This is a genomic window from Phycobacter sedimenti (assembly GCF_038148855.1).
GTDB lineage: Bacteria > Pseudomonadota > Alphaproteobacteria > Rhodobacterales > Rhodobacteraceae > Phycobacter > Phycobacter sedimenti.
In genome coordinates this window covers 282,549-308,108 of record NZ_JBBVGR010000003.1, presented here as the reverse complement: position 1 = coordinate 308,108, position 25,560 = coordinate 282,549, and the positions used below count along the sequence as shown (strand labels likewise).

24 protein-coding genes are annotated in these 25,560 nt (G+C 63.3%); 16 read left to right on the top strand and 8 right to left on the bottom strand.

Features of this window, described 5'->3' with window-relative positions; translation table 11 throughout:
• Positions 1-187 precede the first annotated feature (187 nt).
• The 5 genes from urtA to urtE all read left to right on the top strand — a co-directional run bounded on the left by urtA (position 188) and on the right by urtE (position 6,118).
• Positions 188-1,423: an urea ABC transporter substrate-binding protein gene (urtA, locus tag AADA15_RS07180; protein ID WP_341641017.1), complete on the top strand. Its 1,236-nt coding sequence runs from the start codon at positions 188-190 to the stop codon at positions 1,421-1,423.
• Between the two features lie 124 nt (positions 1,424-1,547).
• On the top strand, positions 1,548-3,512 hold the full coding sequence (gene urtB / locus AADA15_RS07175) for an urea ABC transporter permease subunit UrtB (RefSeq protein WP_341640858.1): 1,965 nt from the start codon (positions 1,548-1,550) through the stop codon (positions 3,510-3,512).
• 3 nt (positions 3,513-3,515) lie between these two features.
• Positions 3,516-4,682 (top strand): urea ABC transporter permease subunit UrtC, encoded by a 1,167-nt coding sequence (urtC, locus tag AADA15_RS07170; RefSeq protein ID WP_341640857.1) that lies wholly within the window; start codon positions 3,516-3,518, stop codon positions 4,680-4,682.
• Positions 4,679-5,419: an urea ABC transporter ATP-binding protein UrtD gene (urtD, locus tag AADA15_RS07165; RefSeq protein WP_341640856.1), complete on the top strand. Its 741-nt coding sequence runs from the start codon at positions 4,679-4,681 to the stop codon at positions 5,417-5,419. Before urtC ends, urtD begins: the two co-directional genes overlap by 4 nt.
• 3 nt (positions 5,420-5,422) lie before the next feature.
• Entirely contained in the window at positions 5,423-6,118 is a 696-nt protein-coding gene (gene urtE, locus AADA15_RS07160; protein WP_341640855.1) for an urea ABC transporter ATP-binding subunit UrtE, read from the top strand.
• Between the two features lie 22 nt (positions 6,119-6,140).
• On the opposite strand, the gene AADA15_RS07155 is transcribed toward urtE, so the two are convergent.
• From AADA15_RS07155 to AADA15_RS07140, 4 genes are read right to left on the bottom strand one after another with little or no spacing between them, the layout of a single operon-like run.
• Complete coding sequence (locus tag AADA15_RS07155; RefSeq protein WP_341640854.1) at positions 6,141-6,929, bottom strand: heme ABC transporter ATP-binding protein; 789 nt, start codon at positions 6,927-6,929, stop codon at positions 6,141-6,143.
• 11 nt (positions 6,930-6,940) lie between these two features.
• Positions 6,941-8,044: a FecCD family ABC transporter permease gene (locus AADA15_RS07150; RefSeq protein WP_341640853.1), complete on the bottom strand. Its 1,104-nt coding sequence runs from the start codon at positions 8,042-8,044 to the stop codon at positions 6,941-6,943.
• The gene (locus tag AADA15_RS07145; RefSeq protein WP_437343178.1) at positions 8,041-8,907 is read right to left on the bottom strand and encodes a heme/hemin ABC transporter substrate-binding protein; all 867 of its coding nucleotides are present in this window, start codon (positions 8,905-8,907) and stop codon (positions 8,041-8,043) included. Before AADA15_RS07145 ends, AADA15_RS07150 begins: the two co-directional genes overlap by 4 nt.
• A complete protein-coding gene (locus AADA15_RS07140; RefSeq protein ID WP_341640852.1) occupies positions 8,904-9,974 on the bottom strand; it encodes a hemin-degrading factor in 1,071 nt (356 codons plus the stop codon). The genes AADA15_RS07145 and AADA15_RS07140 overlap by 4 nt, the downstream gene beginning before the upstream one ends.
• A 242-nt stretch (positions 9,975-10,216) precedes the next feature.
• On the opposite strand from AADA15_RS07140, the gene AADA15_RS07135 reads away from it, so the two are divergent.
• From AADA15_RS07135 to AADA15_RS07100, 8 genes are all read left to right on the top strand, one after another.
• Positions 10,217-12,217: a TonB-dependent receptor domain-containing protein gene (locus AADA15_RS07135; protein WP_341640851.1), complete on the top strand. Its 2,001-nt coding sequence runs from the start codon at positions 10,217-10,219 to the stop codon at positions 12,215-12,217.
• Positions 12,218-12,243: 26 nt separating this feature from the next.
• Entirely contained in the window at positions 12,244-12,681 is a 438-nt protein-coding gene (locus tag AADA15_RS07130) for a hypothetical protein (protein WP_341640850.1), read from the top strand.
• Complete coding sequence (locus AADA15_RS07125; protein WP_341640849.1) at positions 12,678-13,340, top strand: MotA/TolQ/ExbB proton channel family protein; 663 nt, start codon at positions 12,678-12,680, stop codon at positions 13,338-13,340. Before AADA15_RS07130 ends, AADA15_RS07125 begins: the two co-directional genes overlap by 4 nt.
• Positions 13,330-13,713: an ExbD/TolR family protein gene (locus AADA15_RS07120; protein ID WP_341640848.1), complete on the top strand. Its 384-nt coding sequence runs from the start codon at positions 13,330-13,332 to the stop codon at positions 13,711-13,713. The genes AADA15_RS07125 and AADA15_RS07120 overlap by 11 nt, the downstream gene beginning before the upstream one ends.
• On the top strand, positions 13,713-14,102 hold the full coding sequence (locus AADA15_RS07115; RefSeq protein ID WP_341640847.1) for an ExbD/TolR family protein: 390 nt from the start codon (positions 13,713-13,715) through the stop codon (positions 14,100-14,102). The genes AADA15_RS07120 and AADA15_RS07115 overlap by 1 nt, the downstream gene beginning before the upstream one ends.
• The gene (locus AADA15_RS07110) at positions 14,099-15,127 is read left to right on the top strand and encodes an energy transducer TonB (protein WP_341640846.1); all 1,029 of its coding nucleotides are present in this window, start codon (positions 14,099-14,101) and stop codon (positions 15,125-15,127) included. Before AADA15_RS07115 ends, AADA15_RS07110 begins: the two co-directional genes overlap by 4 nt.
• 89 nt (positions 15,128-15,216) lie before the next feature.
• Positions 15,217-16,320: a CaiB/BaiF CoA transferase family protein gene (locus AADA15_RS07105; protein ID WP_341640845.1), complete on the top strand. Its 1,104-nt coding sequence runs from the start codon at positions 15,217-15,219 to the stop codon at positions 16,318-16,320.
• A gap of 51 nt (positions 16,321-16,371) precedes the next feature.
• Positions 16,372-18,357 (top strand): CocE/NonD family hydrolase, encoded by a 1,986-nt coding sequence (locus AADA15_RS07100; RefSeq protein ID WP_341640844.1) that lies wholly within the window; start codon positions 16,372-16,374, stop codon positions 18,355-18,357.
• A gap of 7 nt (positions 18,358-18,364) precedes the next feature.
• On the opposite strand, the gene nadC is transcribed toward AADA15_RS07100, so the two are convergent.
• From nadC to nadA, 3 genes are read right to left on the bottom strand one after another with little or no spacing between them, the layout of a single operon-like run.
• Complete coding sequence (gene nadC, locus AADA15_RS07095; protein WP_341640843.1) at positions 18,365-19,219, bottom strand: carboxylating nicotinate-nucleotide diphosphorylase; 855 nt, start codon at positions 19,217-19,219, stop codon at positions 18,365-18,367.
• On the bottom strand, positions 19,216-20,805 hold the full coding sequence (locus AADA15_RS07090; protein ID WP_341640842.1) for an L-aspartate oxidase: 1,590 nt from the start codon (positions 20,803-20,805) through the stop codon (positions 19,216-19,218). Before AADA15_RS07090 ends, nadC begins: the two co-directional genes overlap by 4 nt.
• 3 nt (positions 20,806-20,808) lie before the next feature.
• Entirely contained in the window at positions 20,809-21,861 is a 1,053-nt protein-coding gene (nadA, locus tag AADA15_RS07085; RefSeq protein ID WP_341640841.1) for a quinolinate synthase NadA, read from the bottom strand.
• Between the two features lie 405 nt (positions 21,862-22,266).
• On the opposite strand from nadA, the gene AADA15_RS07080 reads away from it, so the two are divergent.
• Genes AADA15_RS07080 through AADA15_RS07070 form a run of 3 tightly spaced genes read left to right on the top strand, consistent with a single transcriptional unit; the run spans position 22,267 to position 24,481 of the window.
• Positions 22,267-22,971, top strand: a complete 705-nt coding sequence (locus AADA15_RS07080) for an ABC transporter permease (protein WP_341640840.1) — start codon at positions 22,267-22,269, stop codon at positions 22,969-22,971.
• Entirely contained in the window at positions 22,968-23,681 is a 714-nt protein-coding gene (locus tag AADA15_RS07075; protein WP_341640839.1) for an ATP-binding cassette domain-containing protein, read from the top strand. The genes AADA15_RS07080 and AADA15_RS07075 overlap by 4 nt, the downstream gene beginning before the upstream one ends.
• Positions 23,678-24,481, top strand: coding sequence for an ABC transporter substrate-binding protein (locus AADA15_RS07070; RefSeq protein WP_341640838.1), 804 nt, complete (start codon positions 23,678-23,680; stop codon positions 24,479-24,481). Before AADA15_RS07075 ends, AADA15_RS07070 begins: the two co-directional genes overlap by 4 nt.
• Positions 24,482-24,820: 339 nt before the next feature.
• Here the strand turns inward: AADA15_RS07070 and phnF are convergent, their stop codons facing one another.
• The gene (phnF, locus tag AADA15_RS07065; protein WP_341640837.1) at positions 24,821-25,534 is read right to left on the bottom strand and encodes a phosphonate metabolism transcriptional regulator PhnF; all 714 of its coding nucleotides are present in this window, start codon (positions 25,532-25,534) and stop codon (positions 24,821-24,823) included.
• Positions 25,535-25,560: the final 26 nt, after the last annotated feature.

Genomic DNA, 25,560 nt, shown 5'->3' with positions numbered 1-25,560 from the left:
GGGAGTGTGGCGGCCACACGAATTGGACCTCGATCAGACCGCCACACGTTTTGCAACAACAGTTGCAGGGCTGACCTAGTGCCGCTGCCCTTGTTCCGCAAGGGAAAGAGATGGAACAGGAGCGCCCTGCCTGGAGGGAATGATGAGCTTTTTCAAGAAAACCGCTGCCAGTGTACTGGCTCTGGGTATGAGTGCCGGTGCGGGCCTTGCCGCCGATTGCACGATCAAAGTGGGCGTGCTGCACTCGCTGTCGGGCACCATGGCGATTTCCGAAACCACGCTGAAAGACACCATGCTGATGCTGGTGGCCGACCAGAACGAAAAGGGCGGCCTTCTGGGTTGCGAGTTGGAGGCGGTTGTCGTCGACCCGGCTTCTGACTGGCCTCTGTTTGCCGAAAAGGCGCGCGAGCTGCTGACCGTGCATGAGGTGGACGTGATCTTCGGCAACTGGACCTCCGTAAGCCGCAAATCCGTACTGCCCGTCATCGAAGAGCTGAACGGCCTCTTGTTCTACCCCGTCCAGTATGAGGGCGAGGAAAGCTCCAAGAACGTCTTTTACACCGGTGCCGCGCCGAACCAGCAGGCGATCCCGGCAACCGATTACTTCCTTGAGGAACTGGGCGTCGAGAAATTCGCGCTTCTGGGCACCGACTATGTCTATCCGCGCACGACGAACAACATCCTTGAAAGCTATCTCAAGGGCAAAGGCATCGCCGAAAGCGATATTTTCGTGAACTACACGCCCTTTGGCCATTCGGACTGGTCCAAGATCGTTGCCGACGTGGTGGCGCTGGGCGCAGATGGTAAGAAGGTCGGCGTGATCTCCACCATCAACGGCGATGCCAACATCGGCTTCTACAAGGAACTCGCAGCCGCAGGTATTTCCGCCGATGACATCCCGGTCGTGGCCTTCTCGGTCGGCGAAGAAGAACTTTCGGGTCTCGATACCTCCAATCTGGTCGGTCACCTGGCGGCCTGGAACTACTTCCAGTCGGCCGACACCGAAGCCAACGAGGAATTCGTCGCCAAGTGGAAGGAGCTGATGGGCGATGAGCGGGTCACCAATGACCCGATGGAAGCGCATTATATCGGCTTCAACATGTGGGCCAACGCGGTGACTGCGGCCGGTACGGCTGATGTGGATGCCGTGCGCAGCGCCATGTACGGGCAGGAGTTCCCGAATCTCACCGGCGGCACCGCCGTGATGCTGCCGAACCACCACCTGGCGAAACCGGTGCTGATCGGTGAAATCCAGGAAGACGGCCAGTTCGACATCATTTCCGCCACCGATCCGGTGCCGGGCGATGCCTGGACCGACTTCCTGCCGGAATCGGCTGTTCTGATGTCCGACTGGAAGGATCTTGGCTGCGGTATGTACAACACCGAAACCAAGACCTGCGTGCAGACGCTGTCCAACTACTGATCTTCTGATCTCAGAAGACCATGGTCGCGGCGGGGGCTTAACCGGTCTCCGCCCCGGCTGACGCTCCCCACGGCTTGCCCGGCAGGCCTTCCAAGGCGGATCTTTCAGAGCGGATCTCAAAGACATGAAACGACTATTCCTCGCCTGCCTCGCGCTGATCTGCGCGTGCCAGGTCAGCCTTGCCCAGACACCTGCGGACGATGGCCCCCTGCAGCAGCTCTTGCAGGAGAACCGCGCGCTGATCGAGAAAAGTTCGCGCAAGACCATAGGGCCGGTGATCGACGGCATCGCGGCCAGCGGGTTGCGACAGGCGCGTGGATTTCTTGAGGCCTGGCAGAACAAGGAGATCTGGCAGCGCAAGGAGGACGGTCTGTTCTTCATTGCCGAAGAGGTCGCCAAGCGTACCTATGCGCTCAGCAGCCCCGACGGTGCGGCCATGGCCGGGGAATATGCAAAGGACGATCTGAAACAGCTGAAACCCAACAGCGGCGTGCGGGCGCTGATCGCCACCGCTCTGGTGCAGTTTCAACTGAGTGACCCGGATCCTGCCACCCGTGCCGAAGGATTGCTGGCTATCGAACGCGCGCCCGGGGGGGACCTTCTGGCCCCGCTGCGCGCCTCGATCGCGGGAGAGGACGATCCAGTCCTGAAGGCGCGCAAGCTGCGGCTGGCCCTGCTTTTGACCATCGCCTATGGCGCGGATGAGGCAGAGCGGATCGCGGCAATCGAAGGTCTGTCCGGTGATCTCAGCGTCGATGTGCGCGCCGCACTCAATCCGCTGGTGGCCGTAACTGTCGAGGTCGCCAAAACCCTGCCCGAAGGCCGCAACATTGCCCGCAGTCTGACACCCGGCGAAGACGGTCTTTCCCGGACAGAGGCGTATGACATGCTGGTTGCAGCGGGTCATGTGCCCGAACGCACGACGCCCGATGCTCTGCGCCAGACCCTTGCCGAACATATCGAAGGCGGGCGGGTCGCAGGCGTTCCCGTGGCGCAGCTGTCCAATGAACTGATCCGCCAAAAGGTCTATGACAGCCTTGCCTCGGACGGGAAGGTCGCGCCCTTTGTCGGTGAAGACGCGATCACCGTCGCCCTGAACCAATACGTGTTCTTCGAAACCTACGCCGAACCTTCTGCCGCCGTGACAGCGGCCGCGCAGCAGGCGCTTTCCTCCATCGGCACCAAGGTGGCGCTCAACCAGGCGGTGGATCTGGGGCTGGATGCGATCTCGCTCGCCTCGATCTATTTCCTTGCGGCCATCGGCCTTGCCATCACATTCGGCCTGATGGGGGTCATCAACATGGCCCATGGCGAATTCATCATGATGGGCGCTTATACGGGTTATGTGGTGCAGCAGGTGATCCCCAATCACACGGTTTCGATCCTTGTCGCCATCCCGCTGGCGTTTGCCGTGACATTCGCCGCCGGGGTCGCGATGGAGCGGCTGGTGATCCGGCATCTGTACAACCGTCCGCTTGAAACGCTCTTGGCGACTTTCGGGATCTCCATTGCGCTGCAGCAGCTGGCCAAAAACATTTTCGGCACGCAAGCGCGCCCGCTGACGGCGCCGGGCTGGCTGGATGGGGCCTGGGTGATCAACGATGTGGTCTCGATCAGCTATATCCGCATCGCGATCTTTGTGCTTGCGCTGATCTTCCTTGCTCTGTTCCTCTTCATCATGCGGCGCACGCGGCTGGGGCTTGAGACCCGCGCGGTCACGCAGAACCCGCGCATGGCGTCCTCGATGGGGATCAATCCGGGACGGGTTAACATGCTGACCTTTGGTCTGGGCTCTGGCATTGCCGGGATCGCAGGGGTTGCCATTGGTCTGTTCGCCAAGGTCACCTCGGAACTGGGGCAGGACTATATCGTGCAAAGCTTCATGACCGTGGTTGTGGGCGGTGTCGGCAATATCTTTGGCACCCTTGCCGGTGCGGCGATGATCGGCTCCTTGCAAAAGGGGATCGAGTGGCTGAACCCGTCCAACACGCTGGCGGCGCAGACCTATATGATCATCTTCATCATCATCTTCATTCAGTTCCGCCCAAGGGGCATCATCGCCCTCAAGGGCCGCGCGGCGGGGGATTGATCCATGCGGCAGTCATTCATTGCAAAGAACCCCTCTGTGCTGGTCTTTCTGGCGATCCTCGCGCTGTTCACCCTTGTGGTGACACTGCTGGCTGAAGGTCCGGGCGCGGGGCTGATCCCGACGAGTTTTGTGAAAACACTGGGCAAGACGCTGTGCCTGTGCCTGATCGCCATCGCGATGGACCTGATCTGGGGCTACACGGGCATCCTGTCGCTGGGCCATTTCGCCTTTTTCGGCCTTGGCGGCTATATGATCGGCATGTGGCTGATGTACGAACGCACCCGCCTGATCGTCACCGAGGCGCTGGCGCAGGGCGACATCCCCCCGACCGAGGCAGAGGTGGTCGATGGCATCGGCAGCCAGATCTTCGGCGTGGTGGGCAGCAGCGAATTCCCGGTGGTCTGGATGTTCGCCGACAGTCTGGTGCTGCAACTGATGCTGGTGGTGCTGGTGCCGGGCGTGCTGGCGGCGGTGTTCGGCTGGCTGGCCTTCCGCAGCCGGGTGACGGGCGTCTACCTGTCGATCCTGACGCAGGCGATGACGCTGGCGCTGGCGCTTTATCTGTTCCAGAACGATTCCGGCCTGCGCGGCAACAACGGGCTGTCGGGGCTGCAGAATCTGCCGGGGGTTGAGGCACCGCAGGCAGAGGTGTCGATGTGGTTCTTCTGGGCCTCGGCCCTTGCCTTGGGCCTTGGATACATGCTGGCGGCCTGGGTGGTGTCGGGCAAGTTCGGATCGGTCATCCAAGGCATCCGCGACAACGAAGCCCGCGTGCGCTTCCTTGGCTACCCGGTGGAGACCTTCAAGTTGGCGGTGTTCACACTGACGGCCTGTATCGCGGCCATCGCCGGCGCGCTTTATTATCCGCAGGCGGGCATTATCAACCCGGCGGAAATGGCGCCGGTTGCCTCGATCTATCTGGCGGTTTGGGTCGCTATCGGCGGGCGCGGGCGGCTTTATGGCGCGGTGATCGGCGCGGCCTTTGTCTCGCTGGTCTCCACCTGGTTCACCGGCGGTCAGGCGCCTGACATCCCGCTGGGGTTCTACACCATCAAATGGGTGGACTGGTGGCAGGTGATCCTGGGCCTCTCCTTCGTCCTCGTGACGCTCTTCGCCCCCAAGGGCATCGGCGGGCTATTTGATCTCTTGCAGCGAAAGGACCGCACATGAGCACGCTTCTGGAAGTCTCCGGCGTTTCCGTCAGCTTTGACGGGTTCAAGGCGATCAACAACCTGTCGTTCCAGATCGCCGAGGCCGAGCTGCGCGCGGTGATCGGGCCCAATGGCGCGGGCAAGACCACCTTCATGGATATTGTCACCGGCAAAACAAAACCGGACGAAGGCCGGGTGATCTGGGGGGAGAAATCCGTGTCACTCCTGGACATGGACGAGGCGCAGATCGCGCGGCAGGGGATCGGGCGCAAGTTCCAGAAACCAACCGTGTTCGAGGATCAGACCGTGCGCGACAACCTGATGATGGCCCTGAAAAAGGACCGCTGGGTGATCGCGGTGCTGCTGTTTCGTGCCTCAAGCGCGGATGATGCGCGGGTGGAGGAGCTGGCGGCAGAGGTGGGCCTGTCGGACCAGCTGGACCGCATCGCCGGAGAGCTGAGCCACGGTCAGAAACAATGGCTGGAGATCGGCATGCTTCTGGCACAGGAGCCGCGGCTTCTCTTGGTGGATGAACCGGCGGCGGGCATGACGCCCGAGGAGCGCGAACACACCACGGACCTGCTGGTCGAGGCCGCCAAGACCCGCGCGGTTGTCGTCGTCGAACACGATATGGAGTTCGTGCGCCGCCTCAACTGCAAGGTCACGGTGCTGCATGAAGGCGCGGTTTTGGCCGAGGGCGGTCTGGATCATGTGACGGCCGATCCCGAAGTCATCGATGTTTACCTGGGGCGCTGAGCGATGCTGGATCTGAAAGATATCACCCTCCACTATGGCCGCAGCCGCATTCTGAACGGGATTTCCATGCAGGCGGATCTGGGCGAAGTCACCTGCGTTATGGGCTGCAATGGCGTCGGCAAGACCAGCTTGATGAAGGCGGTGACCGGCACCCATCCGCGATCGGGCGGAACCATGCGGTTCGACGGACAGGAAATCGGTGTCGTCCCCGCGCACCAACTGGCGCGCGCAGGCATCGCCTATGTGCCGCAGGGGCGCGATATCTTCCCGCTCTTGACGGTGAAGGAGAACCTTGAGACCGGCTTTGCCTGCCTGCCGAAGGAAGAGCATTACATCCCCGATCACATCTTTGATCTGTTCCCGATCCTGAAGGACTTCCTCGCCCGGCGCGGTGGCGACCTGTCGGGCGGGCAGCAGCAGCAGCTGGCCATCGCCCGGGCCTTGATCACGAAGCCGAAACTCCTGGTGCTGGATGAGCCGACCGAAGGCATCCAGCCTAATATCATCAAGCAGATCGGCGAAGTCATCAAGCTGCTGCGTCAGCAGGGGGACATGGCGATCATCCTGGTCGAGCAGTTCTTTGACTTCGCCTATGAGCTGGCCGACCGTTTCGTGGTGCTGCGCCGGGGCGAGGTGGTGCTGGAGGGCCGCAAGGGCGAGGTGGAGCGTGACGCGTTGCTGGAGGGCGTCTCGGTCTGACGGGCCTCCCCTGCAGCTGGTTTCAGCCGCAGGCCGCAGCCTGTCGTGCCTGTGGCAGAAGGAAGGGCATACCGCCCGGCGGGGTGGTGTTGACCGGCACCGGGCAGCCATAGACCTCGGCCAGGGTGCGGTCGGTCAGCACCTCTGCCGGGTTGCCCGCAGCGGCGATGCGACCTGCCTGCATCAGCACCACCTGATCGGCGAACATCGCGGTGAGGTTCAGATCGTGCATCACCGCCACCACGCCGCCGCCCGCCGCCGCATAGCGCCGCGCCAGATCCATCACCGTGAACTGGTGCCCGATATCGAGGCTGGCGACGGGTTCATCGAGGATCAGCCAGCGGGGGACGCCCTTTACCACCGGCTCCCACACCTGGGTCAGCACGCGGGCCAGTTGCACGCGCTGCTGCTCTCCGCCCGAAAGATCCTGATAGTAGCGTCCTGCAAAACCGCCCAGATCCACCGCCTCAAGCGCGCGCAGCGGCAGGTCTGTCTTTCCCGCCGACAGACCGGCGCTGAGGCCAAGGCGCACGATTTCGAGCACGGTAAAGGGGAAGGCGATCGTGGTGCTTTGCGGCTGCACCGCGCGGATCGCGGCCAGCTCCCAGGGTTTGAGCCTGGCCGTGTCCATGCCGTTCAGCAGCACCCGGCCCGCGTGGGCGATCTCTCCGGTCATGGCGCGCAAGAGCGTGGTCTTGCCCGATCCGTTCGGGCCGACGATGGCGGTGACGCGGCCCGGTTCGGCAGTGAAATCCACCCCGTGCAGGATGGTGCGCTGTCCCAGCTTTACGGTGATGTCGAAGGCTTTCATGTTCTGTCCAATCAAAGACCAAGGCCTGCGCGCCGCTTTAGCAGGATCCACAGGAAGACCGGCGCACCAAGAACGGCGGTGACGATGCCGATGGGGAGTTCCGCTGGGGCGATGATGACCCGCGCGACCATGTCGGCGGCCAAGAGGAGAGTCGCCCCCAAAAGGGCCGCATTGGGCAAAAGGGGATGGTGATCCGGCCCGGTGGCCAGCCGCAACAGATGCGGCACTACGATGCCGATGAAACCGATCCCGCCCGACACGGCAACGGCAGCGCCGGTGGCCCCGGCGACGGCCATGATGGCGATGTTCTTCACCCGCTGCACCGGGATGCCGATGTGGCCGGCGGCGGCCTCTCCGAGTGCCAGACCGTTGAGGCCGCGCGCCAGAAACGGCGCGGTGCACAGGGCCAGCGCGATCACCGGCAGGGCGGCGAAGACCTTGGTCCAGGTGGCGCCTGCCAGCGAGCCCATGCCCCAGAAGGTCAGGTCGCGCAGCTGGTTGTCATCGGCCATGTAGACAAGGATGCCAGACAGCGCTCCGGCCAGCGCGCCAAGGGCAATGCCTGCCAGCAGCATGGTTGCAACCGATGTCTGCCCGCCGCGCGTGGCGGTCCGGTACAGAATCAGGGTCGAGCCCCAGCCACCAAAGAAAGCTGCAATGGGCACCAACCCGTTGCCAAGCGTGTCGCGCAAGGCGACGGGCAGCAGGCTGCCCAGAACGATGGCGGTGATTGCGGCCAACCCTGCTCCGGCGCTGACGCCGACGATGCCGGGATCGGCCAGCGGATTGCGGAACAGCCCCTGCATGACGGCGCCAGAAACTGCCAGTGCAGCGCCCACAAGAATACCGAGGCACAGGCGCGGCAGGCGGATGTCAAAGAGAATGATCCGGTCCAGCTGCGACAGCTCGCGCCCCGCAACAAGATCGCCAAGCGCCGACCAGACCGAGGTGCCCGCCGCCCCGAAGGTCAAAGAGGTGGCAGAGGTCACCAGCAATAGAGCCGCCAGCACCAGCGTCAGGCGCCTTGCCTGATGTCGGCGGTCCACCGGCGCCCCGGTGGACCCGCCCCGAGCCGGGTCTGCGCTTCCCTGATGGGTGTCGGCGGCCAGGCTCATTTCGAGTGCCCTTCGTAAAAGGCACGCGAAAGGGTTTGGATGGTTTCAGCCGTGCGCGGGCCGAACCCCAAGAGCGACAGCCCGTCCATGCGTACCAGCCGCCCTTTTTGCGCCGCCGGGGTGGGGATCAGCGCAGGCAGGCTGACAAGTTGCTCCATCGCCACGCCATGATCGCCGCCCCGGTCCATGGCCAGGATCACATCGGGCGCCGTGGCCGAGACCGCCTCGTCGGTCATGGGCTTGTAACCCTCGAAACTGTCCACCGCGTTGACGCCGCCCGCCATGCGGATGATGCCGTCTGCCGCCGTTCCGCGTCCGCCTGCCATGATTCGCCCGCCCTGGGTCGAGAGGATGAAGAGAACCCGAACCGGAGCATCACCGGACAGTTCGGCCGCCTGCGCCTGTGCGGCTTCGAGCCGGGGCGTGATGTCTTCCAGCAGTGCGCGCGCCTTTTCCTCGGCGCCAAGAGCGGCGGCTACGGTTTCGATTTTCTGGATCACCCCATCCGCCGAATAGACTTCGGCAACTTCGGTGTAGCCGACATTGGCCTGTTTCAGCACCTCAAGCGTCTCTAGTGGACCGGCGCCGCTGCTGGCGATGATCAGGTCCGGATCAACCGAGAGCACTCCTTCGGGCGACAGAGCACGGGCGTACCCCACATTCGGCAGCGCTTCGGCCTGCGGTGGATAGCTGGAGGTGCTGTCGCGCGCCACCAGACGGTGACCTTCGCCCAGGGCATAGACGATTTCCGTGACAGAACCGCCGACACTGACGATCCGTTCCGCTGGTGTGGCTGCGGCCAATGACCCGGCCAGGAAGGCAAGGGAAAGTCCCCTTGTCAGGTTGGAGATAAAGCCCATCATGCTGTCTCCACCTCTCCGGGGGCTTCGGCCTCAAGCGAGGGCAGGGAAGACATGATCGCGTTCCACGCAGGGCGGCTGTCGTTTTCATCGGTCCGGCGGCCAAAGACCTGAAAGATGATGGTCCCATCGGCATCAAAGGCCTCATAGGAGATGGCATCGCCGCGTTTGGTCGGCTTGTTGACTGCCCAGACCTCGGCCACGTGATCAAGGCGCAGGTGCAGATCGAAGCCGGGATCGAGAATGTTCTGCCAGGGACCCATTTCACGCAGGTGCCGAACTGGTCCGCCGTGGATCTCGATGCAGCCCTTGTTGCCGACGAAAATCATCACTTCGACCTCCTGATCGCGCACGGCATCCAGCATGCTGTTCAGGGTGTCGGTGCCCAGTGGGCGGGCAAAGGGTTCACCCACGATACGATATGCGCCGAGGCGGTTCATCTTCAGTTTCGAGCACAGGCGCATGAACTGATGGGTATCGGTCATCTCGGCCCATTCGCGGCGCAGGGTCTCAGCCTTTTCCGGGTCTGCTTTTGCGCCTTCGGGCGGCGTGCGGGCAACAACCGCAAGCGCGTCGGACTGATCCTCAAGGGCGAGATCCGCAATAAGTGCGCTCCAGGCGTCGAGGTTCGAGGTTTCGCGCAGGTGGACCTTGTGGACCGCATCACCCGCAGCATCGAAGAACTGGATGGACCGGCTGGTACCCCTTTTGCCCTCACGCTCCACCGCAAAGGCATGAGCAAAATGGCGGGGGAACAGGCGCAGGTCGATTTCCGGGGTCAGCACCATGCAGGCATGTTCGCCGCTGTGGTAGTGGCTGTAGGTGCCGACCTTTTCGATCACGCAGGAGTCGTTGCGGGTCAGGGCCATCACCTCGCCCAGGTCTGCAAGGCGGGGAAACACCGTATTCGGATCCGCCGTGATCCGCGTCACGCCCGCGCCGCAGTAAGCGGCCACAAGCTGAGCTTCGGTGATATTGAACTTGGTGGCGAAATCACGGTCGCGCAGCTCTGCATGTTCGGCGCGCGCGGCGCGGATTGCCTCTGCGCTGACAGAAGTTGATGTGGTCATGTCTGGCCCTTTCAAAGGCGATCTGGGTGGTCTGTGCGAAAGGGCTGGCTGTGTTTGCCGACTGGCAAGACACGCTGGCGGCTGTCTGAGCAGCTCGGTTGAATTTATGTTGACTGTTTTTATCAGCTTTACTATCAGGCTCAAGCGGAAATTTGATTTTCGCCTGATTACACTCGGAAATACCGTGCCAGCCCCGCGCAAGCCTTCGGTTCAAAAGACGAAAAGATGCGAAGGGAAATGTGATGGGCAAAGACCGTATTGGAATGCGGCTCTTGGGGACCGTGTCGGTTCTGGGGCTGTGCATGGGCATGGGCGCACAGGCGCAGGAACTACAGGCAGAGCCGCAGGGAGAAGATTTCCTCGGCACAGTCGAACTCACTCAGGGCAAGCGCGAAGTGCAGGTCGGCACAGCGGTCCCGGTGACCGTGATCAACCAGGAAGAAATCGATGACCGCCAGGCCGGTACGGTGGCGGAGCTGATCGATTCGGTGCCCGGCGTGGCGCTGGTGAACGGGTCGCGCCCCGAAGGGTCGGGCATCAACATCCGCGGCTTTGGGGCCAATGGCACCTATGGCACGGACCAGAAGGTCGCGATTGTCATCGACGGCGCCACGACCGGATCGGAAGAGATCTATCGCATCGGCACTCAGCTGTTTACCGATCCCTCGCTGTACAAGAGCGTGTCGGTGATCCGGGGCACGGTGGGCAGTTTCGAGTTCGGATCAGGCATCGTCGGCGGGGTCGTGCAGTTCGAGACCAAGGATGCCTCCGACTTTACCGGCGGCGAGATTGGCCTGCGGTTCCGCCAGACGCTTGGCTATTCTTCCAATGGCGAAGGCTATCACAGCTCATCGATCATCGCCTGGCAGCCGATGGAGAATTTCGAGGTCCTGCTGAACTACACCAAGCGCGACACCGACGCCTACAAGGATGGCGATGGCAATGTGGTGACCTACTCGGCGACCGAGCCATACTCGGGACTGGCCAAGGTCAGGTACACCTTTGGCGATGCAAATGAACACGGCCTGACATTCGCCTACCAAAAGACCGCGACGGACGAGTTCGACGCGCCCTATGACGCCTTCAATGTGGTCAACTTCGGCAACGTGAACCGGCATACCGAATCCGAAGTCGCCACGCTGAAGTATGAATACAACCCGGTCGGCAACGATCTGGTCGATCTCTCGGTGCAGTATTCCTATTCCGATATTTATATCGAAAGCGAACCGACAAATCCGGGCGGATTTGCCGACTACCTGCTCGAGGGTGACCACGACTACACGATCGACAAGCTGACCGTCAGAAATGCCATGTTCTTCCGCACCGGAGCGGTCTCGCACACCATGCGTGTCGGTGTGGAGTGGATCCGGAAGGACCGCCTGGAAAGCCAGGTCAGCCCGACCTCGGGCGCCGTTTCCGTTCCGGGCGGCACGGATGAGCGGTTCGCTCTCTTCCTGGTGGATGACATTGATCTCGGCAACAACTGGACGATCACGCCCGCCCTGCGCTGGGAAGATCAGACCATCAAGGGCGCTGCGACCTATGCGGGCGATGAGTATGATAACTCGGCGCTGATGGGCGGCATTTCGGCGCGCTACGAGTTTGCCTCGGGCTTTTCTGTCTTTGCCAGCGCGGCCTATACCGAAAGCCTGCCTATCCTCGACGATCTGAACAACGCCACCTATATGACTCAGCCGGAAAAGTCGAAGACCTTTGAGGTCGGTGCGTCCTATGCGGCAGGTGACGTGTTTGCGGACGGTGATTCCCTTCAGGCCAAGCTCAATATCTTTGTGACCGACCTGTGGGATGTGACCTCCTATTCCGGCATCAACACCGTGGACAGCCAGGGTGCCGAGCTGGAGCTGACCTATGCCATGGACAGCGGCCTCTATTTCGACCTGAACGCAGCCTACGGGGACTATGAGGCGACCAATACCTCCGGCGCAGATGTTGAGTGGAGCAACGCTCCGGCGAATTCCGCGCGTCTGACGGTGGGCAAGCGGTTCAACCGCGCCTGGGACATCAGCTGGGAGCAGGTCATCGCCGAAAACGGCAACCGCAACCACGGCGGCTACGGGATCAGCAATCTGCGCGCGACCTATCGTCCACAAAGCGGCGTCCTGGAGGGCGCAGAGGTGCGCCTTGGCATCGAGAACGCCTTTGATCGAACCTATCAGGCGAACCTCGCAACCGAGAAGGCCGCTGGACGAAACGTGAAACTGACCCTGGCCAAGACCTTCTGACAACCCCGACATCAAGGAGGATTTCCATGATACGTCCGAACATGAAATGGGTGGCCCCGGCAGCCGTGATGCTGTCGGGGCTGGGGGGGGCAGCGCTGGCCGATGATTCTGCTGCCGCACCTGCGGTTTCCATCGAACTCAGCGCGGCAGAGCAGGTGGGCGACGCCTGCCTGCTGTCCTTCGTGGCCTGGAACGGGCATGCGCGGGACATCGCTCAGGCGGTCTATGAAACGGTCCTCTTTGATGAAAACGGTCAGGTCGCGCGTCTGACACTGCTGGATTTTCAGGATCTGCCCGCGGGGCGGGTGCGGGTTCGTCAGTTCCAGTTCGCGCGGGCTTGCACGGGGATCAGCCGTATCCTTGTCAACGGCGCCACCACCTGCACGGGCGAAGCGCTGCCCGAGGGCAGCTGCAGCCGCGATCTGAGACTGAACAGCCGTACGGATCAGGAGTTGATCGGATGACCCTTCTGACCGATGGGCTGAACCGGGTGCTGGATCTTGGCGGTCCGGTGGTCCTTGTGCTGCTTGTTGTCTCGGTGCTGACGGCTGCGCTGGTGCTTTACAAGATCTGGCAGTACCGCGCGGCAAGCGTGGGTCGCCATGCGCATCTGGCGGCTGCGGTCACGGCCTGGGATCACGGGGACCGGACGATGGCGCTGCGGCATCTGGAAAGCAGCAGATCCTATCTTGCGCCGGTCTTTCGCACAGCGCTGTCTGCGGACGGAGAGCCGGTCCAAACCGACGCCCTGTCTGCCCGCGCCGATGCCGAGGCCGAGGATTGCTTTGCCCGGCTCGAACGTGGACTGGGTGCATTGGATATGGTCTCGCAACTGGCGCCCTTGATGGGGCTTTTTGGCACTGTGATCGGCATGATCGAGGCCTTTCAGAAGCTGCAGTCCGCTGGCTCTTCGGTTGATCCGGCGCTGCTGGCCGGCGGTATCTGGGTCGCGCTTTTGACAACAGCGGCCGGTCTGGCGGTGGCGATGCCCACCTCGCTGGTGCTGAGCTGGCTGACCGCGCGCATGCAGCAGGAGCGGGTCTTTGCCAACCGTGCCTTGCGGATCCTGTTCTGCCCCGTGGAACTGGCGGCTGACCCGGAGCGGGTGCACCATGGCGGTTAAACTGCGACCGCAGGCGCGCAGGCGGCTGTCGATGACCTCGCTCATCGATGTGATCTTTCTGCTCTTGCTGTTCTTCATGCTGACCTCGACCTTTTCGAAGTTCGGAGAGGTCGAATTGATGGCGGCGGGCAAGGGGACCAATGTGCAGGAGCGGCAGAAGCTCTTTGTTACCTTGGGTGCCGAGGAGGTGACCCTGAACGGTCAGCAGGCCGACCTTGCACGCATCGCCGATCTGGTGCGCCTGCAACCACAGGATGGCGGCGGCCATCTTGTACTGATCAGCCCCGATGAGACCGCCAGCGCGCAGCGACTGGTCGATCTGCTGACGGCCTTGCGTCAGGTTGAAGGGCTGCAAACCGTGGTGCTGGGCTGATGCAGATCCGGCAAAAGATACAATCCGAGCGTGAGCCGACCATTGCGCTGATCAACATCGTTTTTCTGATGCTGGTCTTCTTCATGATCGCGGGCACGCTGGCGCCGCCCCTGGACCGTGAGATCCGGCTGGTCCGTACTGCAGACCTTGAGGGGGTTGCCCCGCCGGATACGCTGATGATCCACAAGGACGGGCGGCTCAGCTTTCGGGGTGAAGAAGTGAGTGATGCCGCTGCGTATATCTCGGCCCTGCCGGAAGAGGCCCGCGCGGCCCTGCGCGTGGTGCCGGATCGTGACTTGCCCGCGCGGGATCTTGTGAAGCTCGGCAATGCCCTGCGCGCGGCAGGGGCAGAACGGGTCATCCTCGTGTCGGAAAGAGCCTTGAAATGAGCCGCGTTCCAACTTCTCGCCTTGTGGCTCTTGCAGCCTTGGCTGCGGCGGCCGCAGTGCACGCCAGCGCCGTATTCCTGACCGACGGCAATGATGTTGAAATCGCGGGCGGCCAGACCACACTTGCGGCAGAGGGGACCTCCTTTGCCAGTCTTGCAATGGGGGTGGAAACGCCCGAGCCACCACAAGAGATGCAGGAGGCACCGCAGCCGACGGCTCGACCTCCCGTAGCGGCTGACCCCGTGCAACCTGCTCAGCCGCAGGTGCAGCAGGCCCGCGCTCCGATCGCGACTGTGCCGCTGACACCGGGTATCGAGATCCTGCAGCCGGTGGCCGAAGCGACCCCGCAAAAGCCCGCAGACCCTCCCAGGCACGCGGCAGCGCCACAGGAGACACAAGCGGCAGAGGTGCCTGCTGCTGAGCGTCCGGACAGGCCAGACCCCGACCGGGCTGATCCTGTGCCCGTGCAGGAAACCGCCGCAGCCAAGCCTGTCGAACCCGCGCTGGAGCCAACTCCGCAGGCGCCCGAGGTCACCGTTTCGCTGAAGCCGGTCACGCGGCCGACACCCCAACTGGAGCCTGCGAAAGCGCCGCCGAAACCACAGCCCGAACAGCCGGTCGAACGCGTCACGAAACGGCAGGACGCGCCGACGAAACCGCGCGGCAACAGCGATACCGATGCCACGCGGGGGGTGTCCGAAGGCCGGGCGGCGAAACCGGGGGGGCAAGCGCGCACCGAGGGCGGAACGGCCAAGGCGCAGGGCAATGCGGCGGCCAGCAATTATCCGGGCCTCGTCATGCGGCGGATCCAGCGGGCCAAACGGCGTGCAAATGTGCGCGGCGAGGCGATGGTGGCTTTTCGTATCGGCCCTGGCGGTGGCCTCGCAGGGGTGTCTCTCGCCCGCAGTTCCGGCTCCGCCCGGCTGGATGAGATCGCCGTGGCGCAGGTGCGCCGTGCCGCGCCCTTCCCGCCGCCGCCCCCAGGCGCGCGCACCAGTTTCACGGTTCGGATCAAGGGCAAATAGGCCCCTGACCCGCCTGAATTTGATCAAAGATTGCTGCCCTTAGGAGGCTGGGCTACATAAGCGATACAGCGTCAAGAACAGGAGCCGCCATGACCCCGCTTTCAGGCCTCAAAGTGGTTGAACTCGCCCGTATTCTCGCCGGTCCCTGGATTGGCCAGTCGCTGGCGGATCTGGGCGCCGAGGTGATCAAGGTCGAAGCCGAGGCAGGCGATGATACCCGCCACTGGGGTCCTCCCTTCATCGAACGGGACGGCGACAAGACGGCGGCCTACTACTATGCGGCCAATCGCGGCAAGGATTGCGTGACGGCTGATTTTCGCACCCCGGAGGGGCGCCAGACCGTGCTCGACCTGATCAAGGATGCCGATATCCTGATCGAGAATTTCAAGGTCGGTGGTCTTAAAAAATACGGGCTGGACTACGACAGCCTGAAAGAGGTGAACCCGCGGCTGATCTATTGCTCGGTCACGGGCTTTGGTCAGGACGGCCCCTATGCGGCCCGTGCGGGCTATGACTTTCTCTTGCAGGGCATGTCGGGGCTGATGTCGATCACTGGTGACCCCGAAGGCCAGCCGCAAAAAGTGGGCGTCGCCATCACCGATATCGTGACCGGGCTTTATGGCACCATCGGCATTCTGGCGGCGGTGGAGCAGCGCCACACGACGGGGCGGGGGCAGCATCTGGATATGTCCCTTCTGGACTGCGCAACGGCGATGCTTGCGAACCAGGCGATGAACTATCTGGCCACCGGTACCAGCCCGGTGCGCCTTGGCAACGACCATCCCAATATCGCGCCCTATCAGGTGATGGCAGTTCAGGATGGGCATATCATTCTGGCTGTGGGCAATGACGGCCAATTCCAGCGCCTGTGCGATGTGCTGGATCTGCCGGACCTCAAGGTGGATGCGCGGTTCCTGACCAACCAGTCCCGCGTCGCCAACCGCACCGATCTGACCGCAATTCTCGAGGCAGCGCTGATGCAGTGGACACAGGCTGATCTTCTGAAGGCACTGGAGGCCGCGACAGTGCCCGCCGGGCCGATCAACACCATAGGTCAGGCCTTTGACGATCCGCAGATCCAGCATCGCGGCATGCAGATTTCTCCCGAAGGCGTGCCGGGCGTGCGCGGGCCGTGGAAGTTCTCGGATGCCGAGCTGGCGCTCGATAAATCCGCGCCCAAGCTTGCCAAATAGGGGCGCGTGGGGGCAGGCTGGCGCCATAGACTCTGACATTGGAAGACCATGATGCGCGCGCCCTTTACCCTCATTGAAAACACCTGGATTCCCATGCCCGACGGGCGGCGTCTGGCGGCGCGCATCTGGCTGCCCGAAGGGGAGGGACCGTTCCCGGCGATTCTGGAATACCTGCCCTACCGCAAGCGCGACGGCACCGCACCGCGCGACGAGACCACCCACACCGTCTTTGCTTCCAAGGGGTATGCCTGCATCCGGGTCGATATCGCGGGCAGCGGCGACAGCGAGGGGCTGTTTGACGATGAATACTCCGAACAGGAGCTGAGCGATGGCGAGGCGGTTCTGAAATGGATCGCCGCGCAGCCCTGGAGCAGTGGAAAGGTCGGGATGATCGGCATTTCCTGGGGCGGGTTCAACGGGTTGCAACTGGCCTACCGCCGCCCGCCGGAATTGCAGGCCGTGGTCTCGGTCGCCTCCACCGCCGACCGCTATGCCGATGACATCCACTACATGGGCGGCTGCCTTTTGAGCGACAATGCCAACTGGGGCAGCCAGATGTTCGCCTATATGACCCGGCCACTCGATCCCGAGCTGCGCCCCGACTGGCGCGACGCATGGCTCGAGCGGATCGAGAAGCTGCCCTTCATGTCTGCCGACTGGCTGCGCCACCCCGCCCGCGATGACTTCTGGAAGCACGGTTCGGTCTGCGAGGATTGGTCGGCGATCACCGCGCCGGTTTTGGCGATCACCGGCTGGGCCGATGCCTATCTCAACACGCCCGCCATGCTGGCGGGAAACCTCACTGCGCCCACCAAGGCACTGATGGGGCCTTGGGAGCACCGCTATGCACATATCTCGAAACTCGATCCGGCGGATTTCCATGGCGAGGTGCTGCGCTGGTTCGATCACTGGCTGAAGGGCGAGGAGACCGGCGCCGAGGCGCTGCCGGACTACCGCGTCTACATGCAGGAACACTTCGGCCCCACCAAGGAAAACAAACCTCGCAAAGGGACCTGGGTGGCCGAGCAGAACTGGCCCTCGCCCAATATCAGCGAACGGGTGGTTTATCTTTCGACAGGCAGCCTGACAGATACTGCAGGCAGCGGGGAATGTAGGGTTTCGAACCCCGCAACCCTTGGACAGGCGGGGGGCTATTTCTGCCCGGGCATGCGGATTGACAATGAGCTGCCCGGCGATCAGGCGGGGGATGATGCGCTTTCGACCTGCTTCGATATGGCTCCGCTTGAAGACGAACTGCAGCTGCTGGGCCGCCCCCGCGTCCGCATCGCCTTCACCGTGGACCGTCCCGTGGCGCAGATCGTCGGGCGCCTGTGCGATGTGGCCCCGGATGGATCCTCGCAGCGGATCAGTTTCCGCCCCTTCAACCTGACGCATCTGAACGGTCATGACGCGCCAGAGCCGCTGGTGCCGGGGCAACGCTACGAGGTGGAGTTCCCCTTGAACGAATGCGCCCATGCACTGCGGGTCGGTCATATGTTGCGGCTGGCGCTCTCGACCTCGTACTGGCCCATCGTCTGGCCCGCACCCGAGGCGGCAGAGATCACGCTGGATCTGGCAGGCTGCGCCCTGATCCTGCCTGAGCGAAAGGTGAGCGAAGAAATCCCGCCCGAGGCCCCCGGGCCTGCGCAGCCCTATCCGACGCTGGGGGGCAGGCAGTTGCGCGACCCATCCGGTACCTCTGAGACGAAGACGCTCGCGGATGGTACGCTGGTGCTCGATACATTCGACGACTACGGCGAGGCGGTGAACCCGCACAACGGGATGCAGGTGGGCAGCCACGTGTCGATGCACTACGCGATCCAACCCGATGATCCCGCGACTGCGACCTTCAAATCCGACTGGCGCTTCACCTTTGCGCGGGGTAATTGGCAAGTGGCCATCGATACGGAAAACCGGATGACCTGCGATCAGGAAAACTTCTACCTCTGGCGCCGCATCCACGCCTATGAGGGCGGCGCGTCAGAGCCGGTGCTGGTCAGGGAATGGTCCGAGACCGTGCCGCGCGGCTGCCTGTAATCTGCGGTCAGAAATCGAGACCCAGATCCAGCGTCGGCGCGGAATGGGTCAGCGCCCCGGAGGAGATGTAATCGACCCCGGTGGCGGCGACCTCGGCGATCCGCTCCAGCTTCATGTTGCCCGACGCCTCGGTCACCAGATGGCCGCGCGCCATCTTGACGGCCTCCGCCAAGGTGGGCGTGTCCATGTTGTCGAGCAGCACCACATCGGCGCCGCCGGTCTTCAGCACCTCTTCGAGCTGGGACAGGGTGTCGACCTCGATCTCCACCTTCATCATATGGCTGACGCTGGCCTTTGCGGCCTCCAGCACGGCAGTGATGCCGCCCGCGGCGGCTATATGGTTGTCCTTGATCAGGATCGCGTCCGACAGGCCAAAGCGGTGGTTGTAACCGCCGCCATGCAGGACGGCCTGCTTTTCGGCGATGCGCAGGCCTGGCGTGGTCTTGCGGGTGCAGGTTATGCGGGTGTTCGTGCCAGATGTTTCGCGCACGAAACAATGGGTCAGTGTTGCGATCCCAGTCAGGCGGCCCGCGAAATTCAGCGCCACCCGCTCCCCCGACAGGATCGAGGCGGCGGAGCCTTCGATGGTCATCAATGTGTCGCCCGGTTTGCAGGCAGTGCCATCGGGCAGCAGGGTTTCCACCTTCAGCCCCGCATCCACCAGATGAAAGGCGATCCGGGCGATCTGCATCCCAGAAACCACGCCTTCCTGACGGGCGTTCAGCCGGGCGGAGTAGGTCACATCGGCCGGGATCACCGCGCGGGTGGTGATGTCGCCGTTCTGACCCAGATCCTCGTGCAGGGCGGCGCGCACCATGGGGTCCAGGATCAGGTCGGGCAGGGTGGCAAAGGCGGTGCTCATGCGGGCTCCTTTGTGGCCTCGCCCACGATTCGGTCGCGCAGGGCAAGAGCCTCGGTCAGGGTGATATGGGTGCGGTGGGCCAGCGAGGGGTCGGCCTCGGGGAAGTCATCGCGGTAATGCCCGCCCCGGCTTTCGCGGCGCATCAGGGCGGCGGCGGCGATCAGGGTGGCGGTGGCGCACATGTTGACGAAGGGCTCATCCTCGGCGTTGTCCGCCTCAAGCCGCGCGATGGTGGTGAGCGCCGTCTTCAGCCCCTCTTCGGTGCGGCGCACGCCGACATGGGCGGTCATGGTCTCGCGCAGGGTCTGCACCACTGCGGGATCGGTTTCGTGACCATCCGGGGCAAAACGGATCGTGACCTCCGACATGTCGCCGGTCTGGGCCAGATCCTTCATGTCGGCAGCTGCGGTGCGGGCATAGACCAGCGCCTCCAGCAGCCCGTTTGAGGCCAGCCGGTTGGCGCCATGCAGCCCGGTCGAGGAGACCTCGCCGCAGACCCAGAGGTGGTTCAGGCTGGCGCGCCCGTGCATGTCGGTGTCCACCCCGCCCATGTGGTAATGGGCGGCGACGGCGACGGGAATTGGCTGCGCAACAGGGTCGATCCCGGCGCGGGCGCAGGTTTCGGCAACGGTGGGAAACCGGGTCGCGACCTCGGCGCCAAGGGCCGGCCGCGTGTCCAGAACCGGGCGGCGCCCGGCTTGGGTTTCGGCAAAGATCGCGCGGGCCACGATGTCGCGCGGGGCAAGCTCGGCATCCGGGTGGACGGCCAGCATGAAACGCTCACCTTTGTTGTTCCACAGAGTCGCGCCATCGCCGCGCAGGGCCTCGGTTGCCAAGGGTGCCGGGTCTTCCCCGATGTCAAAGGCGGTTGGGTGGAATTGGACGAATTCGGGATCGGCGATGCGAACGCCCGCGCGGGCGGCAAGGCCGATGACCTGCCCCCGGATGCGCGGCGGGTTGGTGGTATGGGCATAAAGCCCGCCGGATCCACCCCCGGCCAATAGAACGCCCGGACAGGTAATCAGAACAGGATCCGAAGGCGCATTGGCACGGGCGATCCAGACGCCGGTGACGGTATCGCCTTCGACCTCCAGTCGCACGGCCTGGGTGTTCTCCAGCACCTGCACCGAGGGCGTGGCGCGCACGGCGGCCACCAGGGTTTCCATGATCTGCGCCCCGGCCCGGTCGCCCTTGACGCGCACCACGCGGGCGGCGGAATGGGCGGCCTCGCGGCTCATCACGTAGTTGCCCATCTCATCACGGTCAAAGGGTGTGCCAAGGTCGGTGAGGTCGAGGATATGATCCCGCGCGACGCGGGTGACCATGGCGGCGACCTCTGGGTCAACGGTGCCCGCACCGGCCACCTGAGTGTCGGCGGCATGGGCCTCGGGGCTGTCGCTCTGGTCCATGGCGGCGGCGACACCGCCCTGCGCCCAGGCTGAACTCGCCCCCAGGCCGAGCGTTTCGGGAGAGATCATCAGAACCGGACGCGGCGCCAGTTCCAGCGCCGCATAAAGCGCGCCAAGACCGGCACCGACAATGACGATGCGGCCAGTCTCAACAGGCGCTGTGCTGGCCGCTGTCACTGGTCAGACACCCAGTTTCTGGCTGAGGTCGATCATCCGCTGCACCGCAAGGCGGGCCTTGTCGGCGACCTTGGGATCGACTTCGACGGGCGTGGACATGGTGTGCAGCGACCACAGGATTTTCTCCAGCGTGATCATCTTCATGTAGGGGCACATGTTGCAGGGGCCGACGAATTCCACCTCGGGCAGGGCATCGGCGATGTTCGAGGCCATCGAACATTCGGTGATCAGCATCGCCTTTTCGGGCTTTTCATCGGTCACGTATTTGATGATGCCGCTGGTGGAGCCGGAAAAGTCTGCCTCGGCCACCACGTCCGGCGGGCATTCGGGGTGGGCGATTAGCCGGGTGCCGGGGTTCCATTCGCGGAACTCGCGCAGGTCCTTGGCGGTGTATTGCTCATGCACGACGCAGGCGCCGTCCCACCAGACGATGGTCTTCTGCGGCACCTGATTGGCCACATTCTGCGCCAGGTATTTGTCCGGCGTCATGATGACCGTGTCGCTCTCCATCGCGGCGACGATCTGCGCGGCATTCGAAGAGGTGCAGCAGATGTCGGAGGCGGCCTTCACCTCGGCGGTGGTGTTCACGTAAGTGACGACAGGCGCGCCGGGATACTTGCGGCGCATCTCTTCGACGCCTGCGGCGGTGATGCTTTCGGCCAGCGAGCAGCCCGCAGCCATATCGGGCATCAGAACGGTCTTTTCGGGGGACAGGATCTTGGAGGTCTCGGCCATGAAGTGCACGCCGCATTGCACGATCACATCCGCCTCGACCCGCGCGGCCTCGATCGCCAGCTGCAGGCTGTCGCCGACAAAGTCCGAAACACCGTGGTAGATCTCGGGCGTCATGTAGTTGTGGGCCAGAATGACCGCGCCGCGCTCTTTCTTGAGTGCATTGATGGCAGCGACGTAAGGCGCATAGCGGGACCAGTCGACCGGGTTGACCACGCGATCCATGCGCGCGTAGGTCTCTGACATCTGTTCGGCCAGGTCGGGATTGGGCGCCAGATCATAGGTGCTGGCGAGTTGATCGCGCATGGTTTGCAGATCGAACATGGCATTTCCTCGAAATCGCGCCGTGCTGGCACTCTGGGTGGGTCTTTTTTCACGTTCGTATGGCGCGCGCAAGATGCGGGGCCAAAAGGCCGCAGGTGATCAAGGTGCTGAGCCTGCGATGGATCGAAGCGTCGGCGGGATGACAGAGGGTGGACAAGGCGCGCTCGGGTCCTGGGGCGCCTGCTTTGGCCTACGAGAGACCCCAGAGCGCTGAACGGCGAACCACGGCACCCGCCTTTCTGTCCGCCAATACATGTGCTTGACCTTATATGGTGGACAAATTGTCCTTTTTGAAGCCCGACTGCATTTTTTTCTGTCGCCGGTAACATTCCTGTGTTTTGACACTGGGGAAGCTAGGGGAAAAGAGCCGTTAACCCCAAGCCATCCGGGAGAAAACCAAGCGCCATGTCTGATCTGTGGGAGGGGCTGAGCCAGGCGTTCTGGCTGGTGGTCTTGCTGGACCCCGATCTGGTTGAAATCACCCTGCGCTCTCTCAGGGTCACTTTGACCGCGCTTCTGATCGCTTCGGTCATCGCATTGCCGCTGGCTGCGCTGCTTGCCGTCAGACGGTTCCGTCTGCGGCGCGCGACCATTGCCGTTCTCAACGCGCTGATGGGGCTACCGCCGGTGGTGGTAGGGCTGGTTGTCTATGTTTTCCTGTCGCGAGCGGGGCCGTTCGGAGTTTTCGGTCTCCTTTTTACGCCCACGGCGATGATCATTGCGCAGGTCATCATCATCGTGCCGCTGATCGCCTCGATCGCGCATCAGTCGTTGCGCGAGTTGTGGAGCGATTATCACGATCTGCTGATCTCGATGAACACCACCCAAGGTCAGCGCATCCGCGCCCTGCTCTGGGATGGGCGTCGGGCGCTGCTGACGGCGGCGCTGGCGGGATTTGGTCGCGCCATCGGGGAGGTCGGCGCCATCATGGTGGTGGGCGGCAATATCGACCACGCAACACGGGTGCTGACCACGGCGATTGCGCTGGAGACCGGCAAGGGCGAATTCGCCATGGCGCTGGGTCTTGGCTTCGTGCTGATCGGCATGGCCGTCGCGGTGAACCTTGCGATCCACTGGATCGGCCATACCGAACGCGGGGGGCGCTGGTGACAGAGCTGTTTCCTTTGATTGTCGAGCAGGCCACCGTCCGCCGTCGTGGCAAGGTGTTGGTGGGTCCCGTGGACCTGAGGCTTGAGGGGCAGGGCACCACGATCGTTATCGGACCGAACGGCGCCGGCAAGACCTCGCTCCTGAAGATGCTGCACGGGATCGTGCGTTTGAACGAGGGGAGCCTCCGCTGGGCTTGCGCGCGGGAAGAAGCGGAGAAGCGTCAGGCCTTTGTATTCCAGACGCCGGTGATGATGCGCCGCACGGTGGTGGAGAACATCGCCTATCCCCTGCGCCTGATCGGAGTGCCCCGTAAAGAGGCCCGCGTGCGTGCCGCAGACTGGGCCCGCCGCATCAATCTGGGCGATGCGCTGGAGCGTCAGGCCATGCTGCTTTCGGGCGGGGAGCGTCAGAAACTCGCCCTCGCCCGCGCTCTGATCCGCGAACCGAAGGTGTTGTTCCTTGATGAACCCTGCGCTTCGCTCGATGGGCGGGCGACACGCGAGATTGAAGAGATCCTGGCCGAGGCGGCCCGCGCGGGTACACGCCTCATCATGTCCACCCACAATATGGGACAGGCACAGCGGCTGGCGGATGAGGTGATCCTCGTCATCGGTGGCCGCATTCACGAGTTTTCCCCGGCGGCAGAGTTTTTTGCCGGACCCCAGACCCCGCAAGGGGCAGCTTTCTTGAGAGGAGATATTGTAGAATGAAACATATGTTGTTTGGCGCTGTTGCCGCCGCCGTACTGGCCACTGCCTCGATCGCCGAGGACATGAAGATGGCCGTGACCACATCGTTCCATAACTCGGGCCTCGCTGAGATCCTGTTGCCCGAGATCAAGAAGGACCTGGACCTGGATGTGCAGCTTCTGGTCGTGGGCACCGGCCAGGCGATCCGCCTGGGTGAAGCGGGCGATGTGGATGCGATACTGGTGCATTCGAAGAGGGCCGAAGAGCGGTTCCTGGCCGGGGGCAATGGCACCCACCGCCGCGAGATCATGTACAACGATTTCGTCTTTATCGGGCCGAAATCGGATGACGCCGGTGTCGCGGGGGCTGAAACGGCAGTTGATGCCCTGCAGAAGGTCGCGGACGCCGAGGCGCGGTTCGTCAGCCGCGGAGATGACAGTGGCACCCACAAGAAAGAGCTGAGCCTGTGGACCGCCGCCGGGCTGGATCCGGCAGCGTTTGGCGATTGGTACCGCGCGGTTGGCGCGGGCATGGGCGCGGCGCTCAACACGGCGTCGGGGATGGAGGCCTATATCATGGCAGACCGGGCCAGCTGGCTGAACTTTGGCAACAAGGGCGATCTGGCGCTTCTGTTCTCGGGTGATCCGGTACTGTTCAACCAATACGCCTATCTGCCGGTGAACCCGGAAAAGCACCCTCACGTGAAAAACGATCTGGCCATGAAGCTGGAAGGCTGGCTGGTGTCGGACAAGGCCAAGGCTCTGATCAACGACTATAAGATCAACGGCGAGACGCTGTTTGTCTTCAACGCCAAGCAGTAGGTGCGCAGGGTGTCCGTGGCGGGGTTGCTCCCGCCCGTGGCGCCGCATTTGAAAAATGCGTCTTCCCGGTTGGGCCCGGCGCGGCGCTGTCGCGCGGCGCTTTTTTTCTTGCTGAGAGGCGCATCAGGGGCAGGTCTGCCCTGATGCGCCATATCGAGTGTCCTGTCCGCCAAATCCGCCTCAAGGGTAAACCGTGCGTTCGCACGGCCACATGCGTGGCCCTTGACCCGGATTTGGCGAACGGGTTGCGGGAGAACGAACCCGCCGCGCGACAGCGCGGCGCCGGGCCCAACGGGAGGGGGCTTCGCCAGAAGGCCTCCGACGGGCGGGAGAGGTTTGTCAGTCTTCGCCGCCGACCGTGAGGGTCACCCGATCACCGGCAAACCAGGTGCGACCGTATTCAATGGGCTGGCCATCTGCATCGACGTTGATCCCGGTGGTGCGCAGGATCGGCGCGCCTTCGGGGAGGCGCAGGTGCAGAGCCTGGGTGGCCGTGGCCTGCCGGGCCGTGATGCGGGTCTCGATGCGGGTATAGTCATCGACGCCACAGCATTTCAGGGCGGCGGTGACGGATTGCGTTTCCTTCAGGGCCTCCAGCATTTTTGGGAACCTGTCTGCAGGGAAGATGCTTTGAAACAGGGCAACGGGTTGCCCGTCCGCCAGGGACAACCCGTCATAGACATGCACCGCATCGCCCGGTTCAAGTCCTAGTGCGGCGGCCTCGCCCGCTGCTGCGGCGCGGGTTTCGGTGGTCAGGATCTGCTTGGCCGGTATGCGCCCCCCTTTCGAGATGTTCTGGTGAAAGCGAACCCGTTTGCCGATCGGGTAATCCGTTGGCTTTGCAGCAACAAAAACACCAGCCCCCCGCCGCGCGTGCACCAGTCCCCCTGCGGCCATCTCGGCAAGGGCGCGGCGCACGGTATGGCGGTTCACCCCGAAACGCGCCGCCAGTTGTGCCTCGGCCGGCAGTTTGTCGCCGGTGTCATAGCGTCCCTGCGCGATGTCGTCGGTCAGCGCATGGGCAATGGATTTCCAAACCGGGGTACGGGCCATGTCATCAAACTTTCACAAGGATTGGC

Excerpts from the sequence above, each read along its gene's own strand:
- AADA15_RS07140 (WP_341640852.1), bottom strand. The coding sequence starts at position 9,974 with ATGACCACATCAACTTCTGTCAGCGCAGAGGCAATCCGCGCCGCGCGC.
- urtA (WP_341641017.1), top strand. The coding sequence starts at position 188 with ATGAGTGCCGGTGCGGGCCTTGCCGCCGATTGCACGATCAAAGTGGGC.
- AADA15_RS07130 (WP_341640850.1), top strand. The coding sequence starts at position 12,244 with ATGATACGTCCGAACATGAAATGGGTGGCCCCGGCAGCCGTGATGCTG.
- AADA15_RS07155 (WP_341640854.1), bottom strand. The coding sequence starts at position 6,929 with ATGAAAGCCTTCGACATCACCGTAAAGCTGGGACAGCGCACCATCCTG.
- AADA15_RS07110 (WP_341640846.1), top strand. The coding sequence starts at position 14,099 with ATGAGCCGCGTTCCAACTTCTCGCCTTGTGGCTCTTGCAGCCTTGGCT.
- urtC (WP_341640857.1), top strand. The coding sequence starts at position 3,516 with ATGCGGCAGTCATTCATTGCAAAGAACCCCTCTGTGCTGGTCTTTCTG.
- AADA15_RS07150 (WP_341640853.1), bottom strand. The coding sequence starts at position 8,044 with ATGAGCCTGGCCGCCGACACCCATCAGGGAAGCGCAGACCCGGCTCGG.
- AADA15_RS07135 (WP_341640851.1), top strand. The coding sequence starts at position 10,217 with ATGGGCAAAGACCGTATTGGAATGCGGCTCTTGGGGACCGTGTCGGTT.
- AADA15_RS07080 (WP_341640840.1), top strand. The coding sequence starts at position 22,267 with ATGTCTGATCTGTGGGAGGGGCTGAGCCAGGCGTTCTGGCTGGTGGTC.
- AADA15_RS07145 (WP_437343178.1), bottom strand. The coding sequence starts at position 8,907 with ATGATGGGCTTTATCTCCAACCTGACAAGGGGACTTTCCCTTGCCTTC.
- nadA (WP_341640841.1), bottom strand. The coding sequence starts at position 21,861 with ATGTTCGATCTGCAAACCATGCGCGATCAACTCGCCAGCACCTATGAT.
- AADA15_RS07070 (WP_341640838.1), top strand. The coding sequence starts at position 23,678 with ATGAAACATATGTTGTTTGGCGCTGTTGCCGCCGCCGTACTGGCCACT.
- AADA15_RS07115 (WP_341640847.1), top strand. The coding sequence starts at position 13,713 with ATGCAGATCCGGCAAAAGATACAATCCGAGCGTGAGCCGACCATTGCG.
- AADA15_RS07125 (WP_341640849.1), top strand. The coding sequence starts at position 12,678 with ATGACCCTTCTGACCGATGGGCTGAACCGGGTGCTGGATCTTGGCGGT.
- AADA15_RS07105 (WP_341640845.1), top strand. The coding sequence starts at position 15,217 with ATGACCCCGCTTTCAGGCCTCAAAGTGGTTGAACTCGCCCGTATTCTC.
- AADA15_RS07100 (WP_341640844.1), top strand. The coding sequence starts at position 16,372 with ATGCGCGCGCCCTTTACCCTCATTGAAAACACCTGGATTCCCATGCCC.
- urtD (WP_341640856.1), top strand. The coding sequence starts at position 4,679 with ATGAGCACGCTTCTGGAAGTCTCCGGCGTTTCCGTCAGCTTTGACGGG.
- urtE (WP_341640855.1), top strand. The coding sequence starts at position 5,423 with ATGCTGGATCTGAAAGATATCACCCTCCACTATGGCCGCAGCCGCATT.
- AADA15_RS07120 (WP_341640848.1), top strand. The coding sequence starts at position 13,330 with ATGGCGGTTAAACTGCGACCGCAGGCGCGCAGGCGGCTGTCGATGACC.
- phnF (WP_341640837.1), bottom strand. The coding sequence starts at position 25,534 with ATGGCCCGTACCCCGGTTTGGAAATCCATTGCCCATGCGCTGACCGAC.
- urtB (WP_341640858.1), top strand. The coding sequence starts at position 1,548 with ATGAAACGACTATTCCTCGCCTGCCTCGCGCTGATCTGCGCGTGCCAG.
- nadC (WP_341640843.1), bottom strand. The coding sequence starts at position 19,219 with ATGAGCACCGCCTTTGCCACCCTGCCCGACCTGATCCTGGACCCCATG.